Source organism: Streptomyces sp. NPDC026417 (assembly GCF_055567695.1).
In genome coordinates, this window is sequence record NZ_JBVHPY010000011.1 from 89940 (window position 1) to 106546 (window position 16607).

12 protein-coding genes and 1 tRNA gene are annotated in these 16607 nt (G+C 73.2%); 11 read left to right on the forward strand and 2 right to left on the reverse strand.

Annotation, left to right across the window (positions count from 1 at the left end; all coding sequences use genetic code 11):
* Positions 1 to 166 precede the first annotated feature (166 nt).
* Positions 167 to 1513 carry a UDP-N-acetylglucosamine 1-carboxyvinyltransferase gene (murA, locus tag ACZ4NT_RS18990; protein WP_121402644.1) on the reverse strand — a complete coding sequence of 449 codons (1347 nt, stop codon included), beginning with the start codon at positions 1511 to 1513 and terminating at the stop codon, positions 167 to 169.
* Between the two features lie 252 nt (positions 1514 to 1765).
* Between murA and ACZ4NT_RS18995 the strand changes: the two genes are divergently transcribed.
* The 10 genes from ACZ4NT_RS18995 (at position 1766) to ACZ4NT_RS19040 (ending at position 14432) form a co-directional block, all read left to right on the forward strand.
* Positions 1766 to 2338: a YqgE/AlgH family protein gene (locus tag ACZ4NT_RS18995; protein ID WP_121402646.1), complete on the forward strand. Its 573-nt coding sequence runs from the start codon at positions 1766 to 1768 to the stop codon at positions 2336 to 2338.
* Between the two features lie 28 nt (positions 2339 to 2366).
* Positions 2367 to 2669 carry a DUF3039 domain-containing protein gene (locus tag ACZ4NT_RS19000; protein WP_121402648.1) on the forward strand — a complete coding sequence of 101 codons (303 nt, stop codon included), beginning with the start codon at positions 2367 to 2369 and terminating at the stop codon, positions 2667 to 2669.
* Between the two features lie 314 nt (positions 2670 to 2983).
* Positions 2984 to 4291, forward strand: coding sequence for an extracellular solute-binding protein (locus ACZ4NT_RS19005; RefSeq protein WP_121402649.1), 1308 nt, complete (start codon positions 2984 to 2986; stop codon positions 4289 to 4291).
* Positions 4292 to 4295: 4 nt separating this feature from the next.
* On the forward strand, positions 4296 to 5291 hold the full coding sequence (locus ACZ4NT_RS19010; RefSeq protein WP_467726439.1) for a carbohydrate ABC transporter permease: 996 nt from the start codon (positions 4296 to 4298) through the stop codon (positions 5289 to 5291).
* Positions 5292 to 5296: 5 nt separating this feature from the next.
* On the forward strand, positions 5297 to 6139 hold the full coding sequence (locus ACZ4NT_RS19015) for a carbohydrate ABC transporter permease (RefSeq protein WP_467726587.1): 843 nt from the start codon (positions 5297 to 5299) through the stop codon (positions 6137 to 6139).
* Positions 6140 to 6143: 4 nt separating this feature from the next.
* The gene (locus tag ACZ4NT_RS19020; RefSeq protein ID WP_467726441.1) at positions 6144 to 7763 is read left to right on the forward strand and encodes a beta-N-acetylhexosaminidase; all 1620 of its coding nucleotides are present in this window, start codon (positions 6144 to 6146) and stop codon (positions 7761 to 7763) included.
* A gap of 269 nt (positions 7764 to 8032) precedes the next feature.
* Positions 8033 to 8926 (forward strand): FAD binding domain-containing protein, encoded by an 894-nt coding sequence (locus ACZ4NT_RS19025; protein WP_121402657.1) that lies wholly within the window; start codon positions 8033 to 8035, stop codon positions 8924 to 8926.
* Positions 8923 to 10776: a (2Fe-2S)-binding protein gene (locus ACZ4NT_RS19030; protein ID WP_467726444.1), complete on the forward strand. Its 1854-nt coding sequence runs from the start codon at positions 8923 to 8925 to the stop codon at positions 10774 to 10776. Before ACZ4NT_RS19025 ends, ACZ4NT_RS19030 begins: the two co-directional genes overlap by 4 nt.
* A complete protein-coding gene (locus tag ACZ4NT_RS19035; RefSeq protein ID WP_121402661.1) occupies positions 10773 to 13076 on the forward strand; it encodes a molybdopterin cofactor-binding domain-containing protein in 2304 nt (767 codons plus the stop codon). The genes ACZ4NT_RS19030 and ACZ4NT_RS19035 overlap by 4 nt, the downstream gene beginning before the upstream one ends.
* A 177-nt stretch (positions 13077 to 13253) precedes the next feature.
* Positions 13254 to 14432 carry an SUKH-4 family immunity protein gene (locus ACZ4NT_RS19040; RefSeq protein ID WP_467726446.1) on the forward strand — a complete coding sequence of 393 codons (1179 nt, stop codon included), beginning with the start codon at positions 13254 to 13256 and terminating at the stop codon, positions 14430 to 14432.
* A 105-nt stretch (positions 14433 to 14537) separates the two neighbouring features.
* On the opposite strand, the gene ACZ4NT_RS19045 is transcribed toward ACZ4NT_RS19040, so the two are convergent.
* Positions 14538 to 14612, reverse strand: a tRNA-Cys gene (locus ACZ4NT_RS19045).
* 234 nt (positions 14613 to 14846) lie between these two features.
* Here ACZ4NT_RS19045 and ACZ4NT_RS19050 point away from each other — a divergent pair.
* A complete protein-coding gene (locus ACZ4NT_RS19050; RefSeq protein WP_467726448.1) occupies positions 14847 to 16361 on the forward strand; it encodes an MFS transporter in 1515 nt (504 codons plus the stop codon).
* The last annotated feature ends 246 nt before the right edge of the window (positions 16362 to 16607 follow it).

Genomic DNA, 16607 nt, shown 5'->3' on the forward strand with positions numbered 1-16607 from the left:
CCCAAAGAAACCCACAAAGGGCAGGGGTTCCCGCTTCCACCAAGGGACGCCATACAACGAGAGCGGCACGAGGGGGGCCCCACGCCCAAACTCCCGGCCCCCGCCCCATCGTGGTGTCGGCGGTGGTCCCGGCAGGCGGTCGCGCCGCCGGCCGGGCCGGTACGGGCTAGCCGAGCGCCTTGCCGGGCAACTCGACCTTCGCGCCCAGCTCCACGAGCTTCTCCATGAAGTTCTCGTAGCCGCGGTTGATGAGGTCGATGCCGTGGACGCGTGAGGTGCCCTGGGCCGCGAGAGCGGCGATCAGGTACGAGAAGCCGCCGCGCAGGTCGGGGATGACCAGATCGGCGCCCTGGAGCCGCGTGGGGCCCGAAACGACGGCGGAGTGCAGGAAGTTGCGCTGGCCGAAGCGGCAGTTCGAGCCGCCCAGGCACTCGCGGTACAGCTGGATGTGCGCGCCCATCTGGTTCAGCGCGGACGTGAAGCCGAGGCGGGACTCGTACACCGTCTCGTGGATGATCGACAGGCCGGTGGCCTGCGTCAGGGCGACGACCAGCGGCTGCTGCCAGTCGGTCTGGAAGCCGGGGTGGACGTCCGTCTCCAGGGCGATCGACTTCAGCTGACCGCCCGGGTGCCAGAAGCGGATGCCCTCGTCGTCGATCTCGAAGGCACCGCCCACCTTCCGGTAGGTGTTCAGGAACGTCATCATCGAGCGCTGCTGGGCGCCCTTGACGTGGATGTTGCCCTCGGTGGCCAGGGCCGCGGACGCCCAGGAGGCGGCCTCCAGCCGGTCCGGCAGGGCCGCGTGGGTGTAGCCGCCGAGGGAGTCGACACCGGTGATCCGGATGGTCCGGTCGGTGTCCATGGCGATGATCGCGCCCATCTTCTGCAGCACGCAGATGAGGTCCTCGATCTCGGGCTCCACGGCCGCGTTCGCCAGCTCGGTGACGCCCTCGGCGAGCACCGCCGTCAGCAGCACCTGCTCGGTCGCGCCCACGGACGGGTACGGCAGCTGGATCTTGGTGCCGCGCAGCCGCTGCGGAGCCTCCAGGTACTGGCCGTCCGCCCGCTTCTCGATCTTCGCGCCGAACTGCCGCAGCACCTCGAAGTGGAAGTCGATGGGCCGGCCGCCGATGTCGCAGCCGCCGAGGCCCGGGATGAAGGCGTGCCCGAGGCGGTGCAGCAGGGGGCCGCAGAAGAGGATCGGAATGCGCGAGGAACCCGCGTGGGCATCGATGTCGGCGACGTTCGCGCTCTCCACGTGCGACGGGTCGAGCACCAGCTCGCCCGGTTCCTCTCCCGGCCGGACCGTCACGCCGTGCAGCTGGAGCAGCCCGCGCACGACGCGCACGTCGCGAATGTCCGGGACATTGCGCAGTCGGCTCGGAGCGCTGCCCAGCAGGGCCGCGACCATGGCCTTCGGTACGAGGTTCTTCGCACCGCGGACACGGATTTCGCCCTCGAGCGGGGTGCCGCCGTGGACAAGCAATACGTCATCAGAGCCGTTGACGGTCATGAATCTCGCGTTCCGGTGAGGTGGGCAGGGGTTGAAGAGGCAAGCGTAATGGCCGCCCACCCCCCTTCTGTAAGCCCAGGGACCTCCCAGATGCGTCATAGCTTTGCCACAACACGAACCGTTCCTAATCGGGCACACCGGGTCACCGTCCCCGTCGTGCGCCGGGCGCGCGCCTGCACGCCCTGAGCTGCGTTCACTCGCGTACCCGCATTGGCTCCCCACGTGGAGGCAAGATGCGGGATCATGTCTGGCATGACCGAGGTGTCCTCGCTCACAGGGCGACTGCTCGTGGCCACGCCCGCCCTGGCGGACCCGAACTTCGACCGCGCGGTGGTGCTGCTCCTCGACCACGACGAGGAGGGCTCCCTGGGCGTCGTCCTCAACCGGCCCACCCCGGTGGGCGTCAGCGACATCCTGGAGGCGTGGGCGGACCTGGCGGGCGAGCCCGGCGTGGTCTTCCAGGGCGGCCCGGTCTCGCTCGACTCGGCGCTCGGCGTCGCGGTCATCCCGGGCGACGCGGCCGGGGACGCGACGCCGCTGGGCTGGCGCCGGGTGCACGGCGCGATCGGCCTGGTCGACCTGGAGGCGCCGCCGGAGCTGCTCGCCGCGGCCCTCGGCTCGCTGCGGATCTTCGCCGGATATGCCGGCTGGGGCCCCGGTCAGCTGGAGGACGAGCTCGTCGAGGGCGCCTGGTACGTGGTCGAGTCCGAGCCGGGAGACGTCTCGTCGCCGTCTCCGGAGCGGCTGTGGCGCGAGGTCCTGCGCCGCCAGCGCAGCGATCTGGCGATGGTGGCCACGTATCCGGACGACCCTTCGCTCAACTGATGGCCGTCGGCTTCAGTACCCTTGCTTCATGAGCACTCTTGAGCCTGAGACCCAGCCCCAGCGAGGTACTGGGACGGGGACCCTCGTGGAGCCGGCGCCGCAGACGTCGCACGGCGACGGTGACCACGAGCGCTTCGCCCACTATGTCCAGAAGGACAAGATCATGGCGAGCGCCCTCGACGGCACGCCCGTCGTGGCCCTCTGCGGCAAGGTGTGGGTCCCGGGCCGCGACCCGAAGAAGTACCCGGTGTGCCCCATGTGCAAGGAGATCTACGAGTCCATGGGCGCCGGCGGCGACAAGGACGGCGGCAAGGGCGGCGACAAGAAGTAGGGCTCGCGGGGCGGCGGGCGACGGCTCCCGGCGCGCCCCGCCCCTCTCGGCGCAGCAGCCGCACGGACCGAGCACGGCCGCGGCATCCCGGTGCGGGGTGCCGCGGCCTTGTCGTGCCCGGAAGTCCGCGCGGGGTCCGCGCGGACCGGGCTGCGCCCTCCCGGGGCCTTCCGTTGCACGGAGTGCGTCCCGGGGTCACAGAGTGGTTGAGACCTCTTGTGGCCGTGTTCCCGTAGTCCATAGCCTCCGGTGTGTTGTGCAGTGCGAAACCGTCATTGCGTATGTTGCAACGCACTTCCCCCGGAGGATGCTCGATGAAGCTCTCTGTCCGCACGGCCGTGTCGCTCGCCGCCCTGGTGGCGACCGCGGTGACCGGCACCGCCTGCGCCCCCCAGACGTCCGACGACTCCTCCTCCGGCAAGGACGAGAAGAAGGGCACCCTGCGCGTCTGGCTCTTCCAGGAGGTGGGCAACGCGCCGAAGGAGAAGGTCGTCGACGCCGCCGTCACCGCCTTCGAGAAGGCCCACGAGGGCGCCGAGGTGAAGGTCGAGTACATCCCCGTCGAGACCCGCGCCCAGCGCATCAAGGCCGCCTTCAACGACCCGAAGAGCGCCCCGGACGTCATCGAGTACGGCAACACCGACACCGCCGGATATGTCAAGGACGGCGGACTGGCCGACGTCACCCGGGAGTTCGCCGACTGGAGCGAGGCCAAGGACGCCGACCCGACCGCCCGGCAGTCGGTGACGGTCGACGGCAAGGTGTACGGCGCCCCCTTCTTCGTCGGCGTACGCGCCCTGTACTACCGCACCGACGTCTTCGAGGAGCTGGGCCTCGACGTCCCCCGGACGCAGGCCGAACTGATCGACACCGCCCGGCGCATCCGGGCGGCGAAGCCGGACCTGTACGGCCTCGCGGTGGGCGGCGCCTACACCTACGGGGCGATGCCCTTCATCTGGGCGAACGGCGGCGAGATCGCGCGCGGCAAGGGCGGCTCCTATGCCGCGGCCATCGACAGCGCCGCCGCCCGCAAGGGCATCAAGGCCTACACCTCCCTCTTCGGCGACGGCAACTGTCCCGCCGCCAAGTGCGCGGGCATGGGCGGCAACGACACCGTCACCGCCTTCGCCTCGGGCAAGGCGGGCATGGCCATCGGCGGCGACTTCAGCCACGCGGCCGTCGAGGCGGGCAAGGTCAGGGGCAAGTACGCCGTGGTGCCGCTGCCGGGCCTGAAGAAGGGCGACATCGCCCCGGCCTTCGCGGGCGGCAACAACGTGGGCGTGCTGAAGAGCACCTCGCACCGCTCCCTCGCCGTGGCCCTGATGAAGCAGCTCGCGTCGAAGAAGACGCAGGGCGAACTCTTCGACGCCATGGGCTTCCTGCCGACGTACACGGATGTGCGCGCCGACGTCGCGAAGAAGGAGCCGTTCGTCGAGCCCTTCGTCAAGACGCTCGCCGCGGGGGCCGAGTTCGTGCCCGCCTCGCCGGCCTGGGCGCAGATCGACGCCTCGCTCGTCCTGCCGACGATGTTCCAGGAGGTCGTCAGCGGGAAGAAGGACGTCGCCGCGGCCTCGAAGGACGCGGCGAGGAAGATGAACGACGCCTTCCGGTCCGTGGGTTGAGCCGGTGACGGCGCACGGAACCACCCGAGTCGCCGGGCCGCCCGGACGACCGGGGCCGCCGGGCCGCCCCGGACCGCCGGCGCGGGTCCCCGCCGTGAGGACGGCGGGCCCGAAGTCCCGGCGCGGGCACGGCGGGTGGGCCCCCTGGCTCTACCTCGCCCCCGCTCTTGTCGTCCTCGGCGGCCTGCTCGTCTACCCCGTCTACCAGCTCGGCCTGATCTCGTTCCTCGAATACACCCAGGCCCAGGTCAGCGGCGGTGAACCCACCACCTTCCAGGGTCTCGGCAACTACGCGGCCCTCTTCGGCGACGAGGAGTTCTGGCGGGTGCTGCTCGCCACCGCGGTCTTCGCGGCGGCCTGCGTCGTCTCGACGCTCGCGACGGGCTGTGCACTGGCCGTGCTGCTCACCCGCGTCCGGGCGCTGCCCCGGCTGGCGCTCATGCTGGCGGCCCTGGGTGCCTGGGCCACCCCCGCCGTCACCGGTTCCACGGTCTGGCTGCTTCTCTTCGACCCCGACTTCGGCCCGGTCAACCGCGTCCTCGGGCTCGGCGACCATTCCTGGACGTACGGGCGCTACAGCGCCTTCGCCCTGGTCCTCCTCGAAGTGGTCTGGTGCTCCTTCCCGTTCGTGATGGTGACGGTGTACGCGGGCATCCGCGCCGTACCGGCCGAGGTGCTGGAGGCGGCCTCCCTGGACGGCGCCTCGCAGTGGCGGATCTGGCGGTCGGTGCTCGCGCCGATGCTCCGGCCGATCCTGGTGGTCGTCACCATCCAGTCCGTCATCTGGGACTTCAAGGTCTTCACGCAGATCTACGTCATGACGAACGGAGGCGGCATCGCCGGACAGAACCTCGTGCTGAACGTGTACGCCTACCAGAAGGCGTTCGCCTCGTCCCAGTACAGCCTCGGCTCGGCGATCGGCGTGGTGATGCTGCTGATGCTCCTGGCGGTGACGCTGGTGTACCTGCGGCTGCTGCGCAGGCAGGGGGAGGACCTGTGAATTCCGTGCGCGGATTCCGGCGGCCCCGGCGCCCCTGGCGGCTGGCGGCCGAGGCCGCAACGCTGCTGATCGCGGTGGCCGTCGCCCTTCCCCTCTACTGGATGGTGCTGAGCGCCTTCAAGCCGGCGGGGGAGGTCGAGTCCACCGAACCGCGGCCCTGGACGACGGCGCCGACGCTCGACTCCTTCCGGCGCGTCTTCGAACAACAGGAATTCGGCCGGTACTTCCTCAACAGCCTCGTGGTGGCCTGCTCGGTGGTCGTCGTCTCGGCACTCGTCGCCTTTCTCGCGGCGACCGCGGTGACACGATTCCGCTTCCGATTCCGCACCACGCTGCTGATCATGTTCCTCATCGCCCAGATGGTGCCGGTGGAGGCCCTGACGATCCCGCTCTTCTTCCTGATGCGGGACCTCGGCCAACTCAACACACTGGGCTCGCTGATCCTGCCCCACATCGCCTTCTCGCTGCCCTTCGCGATCTGGATGCTGAGGGGTTTCGTCAAGGCGGTTCCCGAGGCGCTGGAGGAGGCCGCCCGCATCGACGGAGCGAGCCGGACGCGATTCCTCTGGCAGATTCTCTTCCCCTTGGTCTTCCCGGGCCTGGTGGCCACGAGCGTCTTCTCCTTCATCTCCGCCTGGAACGACTTCCTGTTCGCCAAGTCGTTCATCATCAGCGACACCTCCCAGTCCACCCTGCCCATGGCGCTCCTCGTCTTCTACAAACCCGACGAGCCGGACTGGGGCGGCGTGATGGCGGCCTCCACGGTGATGACCATTCCCGTACTCATCTTCTTCGTACTCGTACAGCGGAGGCTCGTCTCGGGCCTCGGCGGAGCGGTAAAGGACTGACGTGATGGATGTGATTCCGGCGCCGCGCGCCGTGACGGACCCCGGCCACGGCGAGGTCGTGCTCGACGGGGCGACCGCCCTGTGGGCCGCACCCGGCACGGGTGGCACGGAGAGGTGGCTGCGCTCCGTCCTGGGCGCGGCGCTCGGCCTGCCGCTGCCCCCGGGCCCGGAGACCGGCGCCAACACCCTGCGGCTACGCCTCGACGACGGTCTGGAGGCGGAGGCGTACCGGCTCGACGCGGCCGCCGGACGGGGCGTCGAGATCAGCGGCGGCAGCGCGGCCGGTGTCTTCTGGGGTGCCCAGACGCTGCGTCAGCTGCTCGGGCCCGACGCCTTCCGGCGGGCCCCCGTCCGGCCGGGCGCCCGGCACCGCATTCGGCAGGGGATCGTCGAGGACGGCCCGCGTTTCGGCTGGCGCGGGCTGATGCTCGACGTCTCCCGCCACTTCACGCCGAAGGAGGGAGTCCTGCGCTGGCTCGATCTCCTGGCCGCGCACAAACTCAACGTCTTCCACTTCCATCTGACGGACGACCAGGGATGGCGTGTTCAGATCAAGAAGTACCCGAAACTCACCGAGGTGGGGTCCTGGCGGGCCCGCACGAAATTCGGCCACCGCGCCTCACCGCTGTGGGAGGAGAAACCGCACGGCGGCTTCTACACACAGGACGACATCCGCGAGATCGTCGCCTACGCCGCCGAGCGGCATATCACCGTCGTACCGGAGATCGACATCCCGGGGCATTCGCAGGCCGCCATCGCCGCGTATCCGGAACTGGGCAACACCGACGTCGTCGACACGGCCTCCCTCTCCGTCTGGGACAACTGGGGCATCACCCGGAACGTACTCGCGCCCACCGACAACACCCTCCGCTTCTACGAGGGGGTGTTCGAGGAACTCCTGGAACTCTTCCCGTCGGCCTTCATTCACGTCGGCGGCGACGAGTGCCTGAAAGACCAGTGGCGGCAGTCGCCCGCCGCGCAGGCCCGCATCAAGGAACTCGGGCTCGCGGACGAGGACGGCCTGCAGGCCTGGTTCATCGGGCACTTCGACAACTGGCTGTCCGCGCGCGGCCGTCGGCTGATCGGCTGGGACGAGATCCTGGAGGGCGGGCTCGCACCGGGCGCGGCCGTCTCCTCCTGGCGCGGCTACCGGGGCGGCATCACCGCCGCCCGCGCGGGCCACGACGTCGTCATGTGCCCCGAGCAGCAGGTCTACCTGGACCACCGTCAGCACGCCGGCGAGGACGAACCGGTGCCCATCGGGTACGTCCGCACCCTGGAGGACGTCTACCGCTTCGAGCCCGTCCCGCCCGAGCTCACCCCCGAGGAGGCGCGGCACGTGCTGGGCACCCAGGCCAACGTGTGGACCGAGGTGATGGAGGACCAGGCGCGCGTGGACTACCAGGCCTTCCCGCGGCTCGCGGCCTTCGCCGAGGTCGCCTGGAGCGCCCTGCCCGCCCCCGCCGAGCGGGACTTCGCGGACTTCGAGCAGCGGCTGGCCGGCCACTATGCGCGCCTCGACGCCCTGGGAGTGGCCTACCGGCCGCCCGCGGGGCCCCGGCCGTGGCAGCGGCGGCCCGGCGTCCTCGGGCGGCCGATCGAGGGGGCGCCCCCGGAGGCCTGAGGCGGCGGTCCGTGCGGGTCCGTCCTCCGTGGGCGGGCCCGCACGGGCGAAAGGTGTGCAGGAGTCACCGAAGAGTGCCAATTCGTGCGGACCGGTGATGCCGTACGAAAACGGACCATCTCGCAGGTGAGAGGGGCGAATGCCTCCTAGCGGACCCCCGCGTCGAGGGCCGGGGAAGATGTGCCAGAGTTGCCACGTCCGCCCTGTCAGCACGTACCGTACGGCAACACAGGCGGGACCAGGTGGGGCAGCGGGAAGGGGCAGCCGGTTTGACCACGCAAGCACCGCAGGCGGCGCAGGCCGTCACGCTGCCCGGCTCGCTGGACGAGGCCGTGGCAGCCCTCACCGCCATGCCGGCCGCCGTTCCCGTGGCGGGCGGCACCGACCTCATGGCGGCCGTCAACTCCGGGCAGCTCAGGCCCGCCGGCCTCGTCGGCCTCGGACGCATCAGCGAGATCCGCGGCTGGCAGTACCAGGACGGCCACGCCCTGCTGGGCGCGGGCCTCACCCATGCGCGCATGGGCCGCCCCGACTTCGCCGCGCTCATCCCCGCCCTCGCCGCCGCCGCCCGCGCCGCGGGCCCGCCGCAGATCCGCAACGCCGGCACCCTCGGCGGCAACATCGCCTCGGCGTCCCCCACCGGCGACGCCCTGCCCGTCCTGGCCGCCCTGGAGGCCACGCTGATCATCGCGGGCCCGGGCGGCGCCCGCCGCGAGATCCCGGTGTCGCACCTGCTCGCCGGGGTGGACATGCTCCGCGGCGGCGAACTCATCGGCTATGTGCGCGTCCCGCTGCTGCACGCCCCCCAGGTCTTCGTCAAGGCGACCGGACGCACCGGCCCCGGCCGGGCGATCGCGTCCGTGGCGCTCGTCCTCGACCCCGCCCGGCGCGGCGTGCGGTGCGCCGTCGGTGCCATAGCGCCGATGCCGCTGCGCCCGCTCGACGCCGAGCAGTGGGTCGCCTCGCTGATCGACTGGGACAACAACCGCGCCCTGGTGCCCGAGGCGCTGGGCGCCTTCGGGGACTACGTGGCCGCGGCCTGCATCCCGGACCCCGTCCCGGCGGAGGACGGCTCCGTGCCGCAGCTTCCGCCCGCCGTACTGCACCTGCGGCGCACCGTCGCCGCGCTGGCCCGACGAGCACTGGGGAGGGCGCTGTCGTGACCGACGACCAGCACGGAGAGGACGCCCCCCAGGGTGGCACCCACGGAGCCTGGGAGCGGCTGCCGCAGGGGGACTACGACGACGGCGCCACCGCCTTCGTCAAGCTCCCCGAAGGGGGCATCGACGCCCTCCTGGCCGAGCGGGACAGCCCGCTCGCGGCGCCCGGGCACGGCTATGTGCCCCCGCAGATAACGGTCACCCCCGCCACCACCGCCGGCACCGACCCGGCGGCCACCGGAAGCTGGGCCGTCCCGGCCGAGGGCGTCCAGTGGCCCGACCCGAACTCCGCCCCCCGGGACACCGCTCCCGACGGCTTCGCGTACCACCCGGGAGCCACCGGGCAGTGGACCTTCGCCGACGCGGAGGGCTCGCACCCGTCCGACGGCGCACCTCACGGGCACGAGCCCGCCGGGCACGACGTCACCGGGCAGTGGTCGATCCCGGTGGCCGGCGGCGATCTTCCGGACGAGTCGGGCGAGTTCACCACGTCGGCGCTGGTCGAGCAGTGGGGCGGCACGCCGCCGGCCACGCTCCCCGGCGGCGCCGCCGCACCCTGGGCGACGGAGACCGTGGGGGAGCCGTGGTTCGCGGGCCCTCGCGACCACGCGGGTACGGGCACCGAGGCCCCCGGGCAGGCGCCGGACGGCCCGTACGCCGAAGGATCGGCCCTGGCCGCCCAGGAGGCCTCCGAGCGCGTCCAGGAGGCCGCTGAGGCCGCCGGGGCGGCCGTCCGTGAGGCGTACGGCCGTGACGGCCGCGACGAGGCGCAGCGCGGCCCGGAGACGGTCGTTCCCGGACAGGGGGCGACCGCACAGCCGCACCGAGCGGGCGAAGCCGTGCAGGAAAGCGCCCCGGCCGGGCGCGAAACGATCATTCCCGAACACGAAGCGGCCGCGCACGAGACCTCCGGCCGCGGGTTCGCAGCGGCCGGGATCGAGACGGCCGGACGGCGGTTCGACGCGTCCGGGCCCGTCCGGGACGGGGAGTTCGCCCCGGGCGCCGACCGCGAGTCCGCCGGTCCCGGGCCGGAGACCGCGGGCGTCGAGCCCGAAACCGCCGGCGCCGCGTACGAGGGCCCGCGGCGGACGCCGGACGCCTCGGGACCGCCGGACGCCACCGGGGCCGACGCCCCGGCGGAACGGTCCGCCACCGAGGACGCCGAGCACGCCGAGGACCCCGAGGACACCGGGGCCGCCGAGCCCGCCGCCGTGTACGACGAGCACCCCATGTCGTCGTACGTCCTGCGTGTGAACGGCACCGACCGGCCGGTCACCGACGCCTGGATCGGCGAGTCGCTGCTCTACGTGCTGCGCGAGCGCCTCGGCCTCGCCGGCGCCAAGGACGGCTGCTCGCAGGGCGAGTGCGGCGCCTGCAACGTCCAGGTGGACGGCCGGCTCGTGGCGTCCTGCCTGGTCCCCGCGGTCACCGCCGCCTCCAGCGAGGTGCGCACCGTCGAGGGACTCGCCGCCGACGGCCGCCCCTCCGACGTCCAGCGCGCCCTCGCCCGGTGCGGTGCCGTGCAGTGCGGTTTCTGCGTACCGGGCATGGCCATGACCGTGCACGACCTGCTGGAGGGCAACCCCGCGCCGACCGAGCTGGAGGCCCGGCAGGCCCTGTGCGGCAATCTGTGCCGCTGCTCCGGCTACCGCGGGGTCCTGGACGCCGTACGCGAGGTCGTCGCCGAACGCGAGGCGCACTCCGCGAACGGCGATCCGGACGGCGACGAGGCCCGCATCCCGCACCAGGCGGGCCCGGGCGACGGCGGCGTCAACCGCTCGGCCTTCGAACCGGCGGCACCGCACGACAGGACGCACGAGCAGCCGTACGGCCAGGACGGAGGCCAGGCGTGAGCAACGAAGCCGCCATCGAGACCACCGTGGCGCCCCCCGCCCCCGAACCGCTGCCGCACGGCCTCGGGGCGTCGCTGCCCTCGGCCGAGGCGCGCGCCAAGACGGAGGGCACCTTCCCCTACGCCGCGGACCTGTGGGCCGAGGGCCTGCTCTGGGCCGCCGTGCTCCGCTCGCCGCACCCCCACGCGCGCATCCTGTCCATCGACACCACCCACGCGCGCGAGATGCCCGGCGTCCACGCGGTCGTCACGCACGAGGACGTCCCCGGCGCCGCGCTGCACGGCCGCGGCAAGGCCGACCGCCCGGTCTTCGCCTCCGAGGTCGTACGCCACCACGGGGAGCCCATCGCGGCCGTCGCCGCCGACCACCCCGACACCGCGCGGATGGCCGCCGCGGCCGTCATCGTCGAGTACGAGGTCCTCGAACCGGTCACCGACCCGGAGCAGGCCTTCGAGGCCGAACCCCTGCACCCCGACGGCAATCTGATCCGCCACATCCCGCTGCGCCACGGCGACCCGGACGCCGCGGGCGAGCTGGTGGTCGAGGGCCTCTACCGCATCGGCCGCCAGGACCCGGCGCCCATCGGCGCGGAGGCCGGCCTCGCGGTGCCCCGCCCCGACGGCGGCGTCGAGCTCTACGTGGCCTCCACCGACCCGCACACCGACCGCGACGCGGCCGCCGCCTGCTACGGACTGGAACCCGACCGCGTGAAGGTCGTCGTCACCGGGGTCCCCGGTGCCACCGCCGACCGCGAGGACCAGGGCATCCAGCTCCCGCTCGGCCTGCTGGCGCTGAAGACGGGCTGCCCGGTCAAGCTCACCGCTACGCGCGAGGAATCCTTCCTGGGCCACGCCCACCGCCACCCCACGCTGCTGCGCTACCGCCACCACGCGGACGCCGACGGCCGGCTGGTGAAGGTCGAGGCGCAGATCCTCCTGGACGCGGGCGCCTACGCCGACACGTCCTCCGAGGCGCTCGCCGCGGCCGTCTCCTTCGCCTGCGGCCCCTACGTCGTCCCCAACGCCTTCATCGAGGGCTGGGCCGTCCGCACGAACAACCCGCCCTCCGGCCACGTGCGCGGCGAGGGCGCGATGCAGGTCTGCGCCGCCTACGAGGCGCAGATGGACAAGCTCGCCAAGAAGCTCGGCGTCGACCCCGCCGAGCTGCGCCTGCGCAACGCGATGGCCACCGGTGACGTGCTGCCCACCGGCCAGACGGTGACCTGCCCGGCCCCGGTCGCCGAACTCCTCCAGGCCGTACGGGACTTCCCGCTCCCCGCGCTGCCCAAGGACACCCCCGAGGACGAGTGGCTGCTGCCCGGCGGCCCCGAGGGTGCGGGCGAACCGGGCGCGGTGCGCCGCGGCGTCGGCTACGGCGTCGGCATGGTCCACATGCTCGGGGCGGAGGGCGCGGACGAGGTCTCGACAGCCACCGTCAAGGTCCACGACGGCGTCGCCACGGTGCTGTGCGCGGCCGTGGAGACCGGCCAGGGGTTCGCCACGCTCGCCCGGCAGATCGTCCAGGAGACGCTCGGCATCGACGAGGTCTTCGTGGCCCCGGTCGACACCGACCAGCCCCCGGCGGGCGCGAGCTGCCGCGGTCGGCACACCTGGGTGTCGGGCGGCGCGGTGGAGCGTGCGGCCAAGATGGTCCGGACGCAGCTGCTGCAGCCGCTGGCGCACAAGTTCGGGATGTCCACGGAGCTGCTCCAGATCACGGACGGCAAGATCACGTCGTACGACGGCGTGCTCTCGACGACCGTCACCGAGGCGATGGACGGCAAGGAGCTCTGGGCCACCGCCCAGTGCCGCCCCCATCCGACGGAGCCGCTGGACGCCGCGGGCCAGGGCGACGCGTTCGTCGGCCTCGCGTTCTGCGCGATCCGCGCCGTGGTGGACGTCGACATCGAGCTCGGCTCGGTCCGCGTCGTCGAACTCGCCCTGGCCCAGGACGTCGGCCGCATCCTCAACCCGGCCCAGCTCGCGGCCCGCATCGAGGCCGGGGTCACCCAGGGCGTCGGCGCGGCGCTCACCGAGAATCTGCGCACCGCCCGTGGCCTGGTCCGCCACCCCGACCTCACCGGGTACGCACTGCCGACCTCGCTGGACGCCCCCGACATCCGCATCGTCAAGCTGGTCGAGGAGCGCGACGTCGTCGCCCCCTTCGGCGCCAAGGCGGTCAGCGCGGTGCCGGTCGTGACCTCTCCGGCGGCCATCGCCTCGGCGGTCCGGGCGGCGACCGGACGCCCGGTCAACCGGCTCCCGATCCGGCCGCAGGCCGCGGTGGTGACCGGGGCCTGACCGCCCCGTGGGGCCGTCCCGGATCGCGTGTTCCTCACCCGACGCCGCCGGGACCCTCGCCGTTACCGGCGTTGTCAGTGGTGCCCCGTATGGTTCTCGACAGTGGGGGAACCGCCGCTGGGCGGCGGGATGTCCCCCGCGGGGGAAGCACAGTGCGTTCAATGCGCGGGGGAGCCCATGGGCACGACTGACACCGTTGTCGGCGGTGCGATCGGACGGACCGGCGACGAGCTGGTTCCGTGCGTCGCGCACGCGCCGACGCGGCACCTGCCGACCGGGCCCGGACTGCCGTCCGAGGGGGCGCTGCCGGGGTTCGGCGCGCTGTCCGGGGCGGGGCCGCGCGGGAGGGCCGACCTGGTCGACGACGTGGACCGGCTCGCCGCCGAGTTGCGGGACCACCTGGTCATGGGCGCCGTCCGGGCGTACGAGGGGGAGCCGGCGGCGATCGTCCTGGACGGTGCGCCGAGGGAGGCCTCCACCGCCGGCCTCCACCGCGACCCCGCGTTCCTCGCCCTGTCCCCGGCGCCGGCCCTGGAGGCGGTCCTGCGGTTCGCGGCGGCGACGGAGGAACTCGCCGCGGTGCGCGGGCGGTTCGCGTCCCTGGAGGGCCGGTTCGGACCCAGGGCGGTGGAGCGGGCGTCCGCGCAGCTGACCGGGGTCTTCGAGCGCGGCGCGGGAGCGGGTGCCGTACCGCCCTACTGGAAGGCGGCCGCCCTGGTGCGCCCGCTCGCCCGGATCGCGGGTCCGGGTGCCGGCCTCGTCCTGGACCTGCCGCCGCGGCTGCTGGACGAGGAGTTCGGCACGGGCGGGATCATGCGTTTCGAGGAGGTCGACTTCCCCTCCACGCTGACGCACGAGCCGACCCGCCGCTTCCTGCGGGAGACGGGGCTGCCGGAGGACGGCTGGGTGTTCCGTCTCGACACCGAGATGCCGCTGCCGACGCTTGCCGAGTACGGCGCGGACCAGCGCCCCGGCGACTTCCCCGGCGCGGAGATCCCGGCGGGCGCGGACCGGCTGATCCGGCTGGGCCACCTGGTCGAGGACATCGACCTCGTGCTGGACGGTGCCACGGGCGAGGTCTTCGCCTGGAGCGGGCCCGACCTCCTTCTCCGCCCGCTGAACGCCGACGTCTCGACACTCGCGTTCACCCTCTGGCTGCTGCACCGCGTCCGGTCCCTCGCCCCGGCCCACGGCCTCACCACCGCCTGCGGCCACCTCGCCGTGACCCTGCCCCGCACCCTCGCCACGATCGACCCCCGGGCCCGCGACCGGGCCCCTGCGACGCGACAGGACGACGGCCGGCGCCACTGGCCGGAGGTCATCGGGGGTGAGCACGTGACAGCCCTGCTCGTGTGAGGCGCCGGCACCCGGTGCGTGCGGCCTGCCCGGGGAGCGGGACGGACGGACACGCCGAGGGCGGCATCCCCGAGGGGACGCCGCCCTGTCTCTTCGGCCGGACTCTGGAGGCCGTGGCGGGAATCGAACCCACGTAACTCGCTTTGCAGGCGAGTCCCTGAACCACTCGGGCACACGGCCAGGTCGGGAACGCGGTGCTTGTTCCGAACTCGGTGTGATGACCGTAGGGCGGGGCGGGGCAGGGACTCAAGGGAAACGTCGGGGCCGCAACGCGACTGCCACACGGCGTTCACGAAGGGCGGTGCCGACGGCCCCGTGCGCGGCCCCGGGGCCTGGTCGTACGACCAAGGTCGCAGGTGGTCACCGGACCTCCGACAGGGGTCAAAGGGATCCGCGCCCCTTACCCTGAGCTGCATGACCGCCCTGGAACCCGGCGACACCGGCGTCGCCCGCATACCCGTACCCGCCGTGCTCCCGGAAGCCGGGGCGGGCGCCGACGACGCATCGGCCGCGACCGCGGGTGCGGAGGCCGGCGGCGTGCTGAGCCGGGACCACCGGGCGCTCAGCATCGGCATCGTCTCCGTGGTCCTGCTGATCGCCTTCGAGGCGACGGCGGTCGGCACGGCCATGCCGGTCGCGGCCCGTGAGCTCGACGGCCTCTCGCTCTACGCCTTCGCCTTCTCGGCGTACTTCACGACCAGCCTGTTCGGCATGGTGCTCGCCGGGCAGTGGTCCGACCGGGGCGGGCCCCTCGCCTCGCTGGCCACCGGGATCGGCGCCTTCGCGGCCGGGCTGCTGCTGGCCGGGACGGCCGGGGCGATGTGGCTCTTCGTGCTGGGACGGGCCGTGCAGGGGCTCGGCGGCGGCCTCGTCATCGTCGCCCTCTACGTCGTCGTCGGCCGCGCCTACCCGGAACGGCTGCGGCCCGCCATCATGGCGGCGTTCGCGGCGAGCTGGGTGATTCCGTCGGTCGTCGGCCCGCTCGCCTCCGGCGCCGTGACCGAACACCTCGGCTGGCGCTGGGTCTTCGTCGGCATCCCGGCCCTGGTCGTCTTCCCGCTCGCGCTGGCCCTGCCGCAGATACGGCGCCGCGCGTCGGGCCCCGCCGGAGGCACCGCACCGGCGCTCTTCGACCGGCGGCGCATCCGGCTCGCCCTCGGCATCTCCCTGGGCGCCGGGCTGCTCCAGTACGCCGCGCAGGCCGCGACCGACGGGAGCGTGCGGTGGCTCGCGCCCGTCGCCGGGGTCGCGGGCGCCGCGCTCCTCGTCCCGGCGGTGCTCGGCCTCCTCCCGCCGGGCACCTACCGGGCGGCCCGCGGGCTGCCCTCCGTCGTGCTGCTGCGCGGGGTCGCGGCCGGCTCCTTCATCGCCGCCGAGTCCTTCGTGCCGTTGATGCTGGTCAGCCAGCGGGGACTGTCGCCGACGCTCGCCGGGTTCTCGCTCGCCGCGGGCGGCGCCACGTGGGCACTGGGATCCTTCGTGCAGTCCAGGCCGCGGGTGGAGCCCTACCGGGAGCGGCTGATGTTCTTCGGGATGGTGCTCGTCGCGGCCGCCATCGCCACCGCGCCGAGCGTACTGATCGCGTCCGTCCCGGTCTGGACGGTCGCCGTCGCCTGGGGGTTCGGCTGCTTCGGGATGGGGCTGGTGATCTCCTCCAGCAGCGTGCTGCTGCTCCACCTCTCCGCCCCCGAGGAGGCCGGGGCCAACTCCGCCGCCCTGCAGATCTCCGACGGCCTCTCCAACGTGATTCTGCTCGCCGCGGGCGGCGCCGCCTTCGCCGCGCTGGGCGGCGGGACGGTCACGGTCTCGCACACCGCGGGCGAGGTCACCGGGTCCCATCCCGCCGCCTTCGCCGCCGTGTTCCTGCCGATGGCGGCCGTGGCGCTCCTGGGCGCCTGGGTCACCACCCGGCTGAAGGAGCGCGGGTGAGGGGGTGAGGATGGAGGCCAGGGGAGAGGTGCCGCGGGCACTCGTCCGGCTGCCCGCGGAGGCGGGAGCGAAGGCCCCGCCCGTCGCTCCCGGCGCCCCCTGTGACGTGAGTCCCATCCGCCGGTGACCCGGTGCCGTCCGCGCGTCGGCACGTCCGGCGCGCCGGTAGGGTGGCCCGGTTGTCATACGTAGCCGAGTCGTCCGCCGTCACAGCACAGCCTCACCCGACGCGCGTCGCGCACGGCT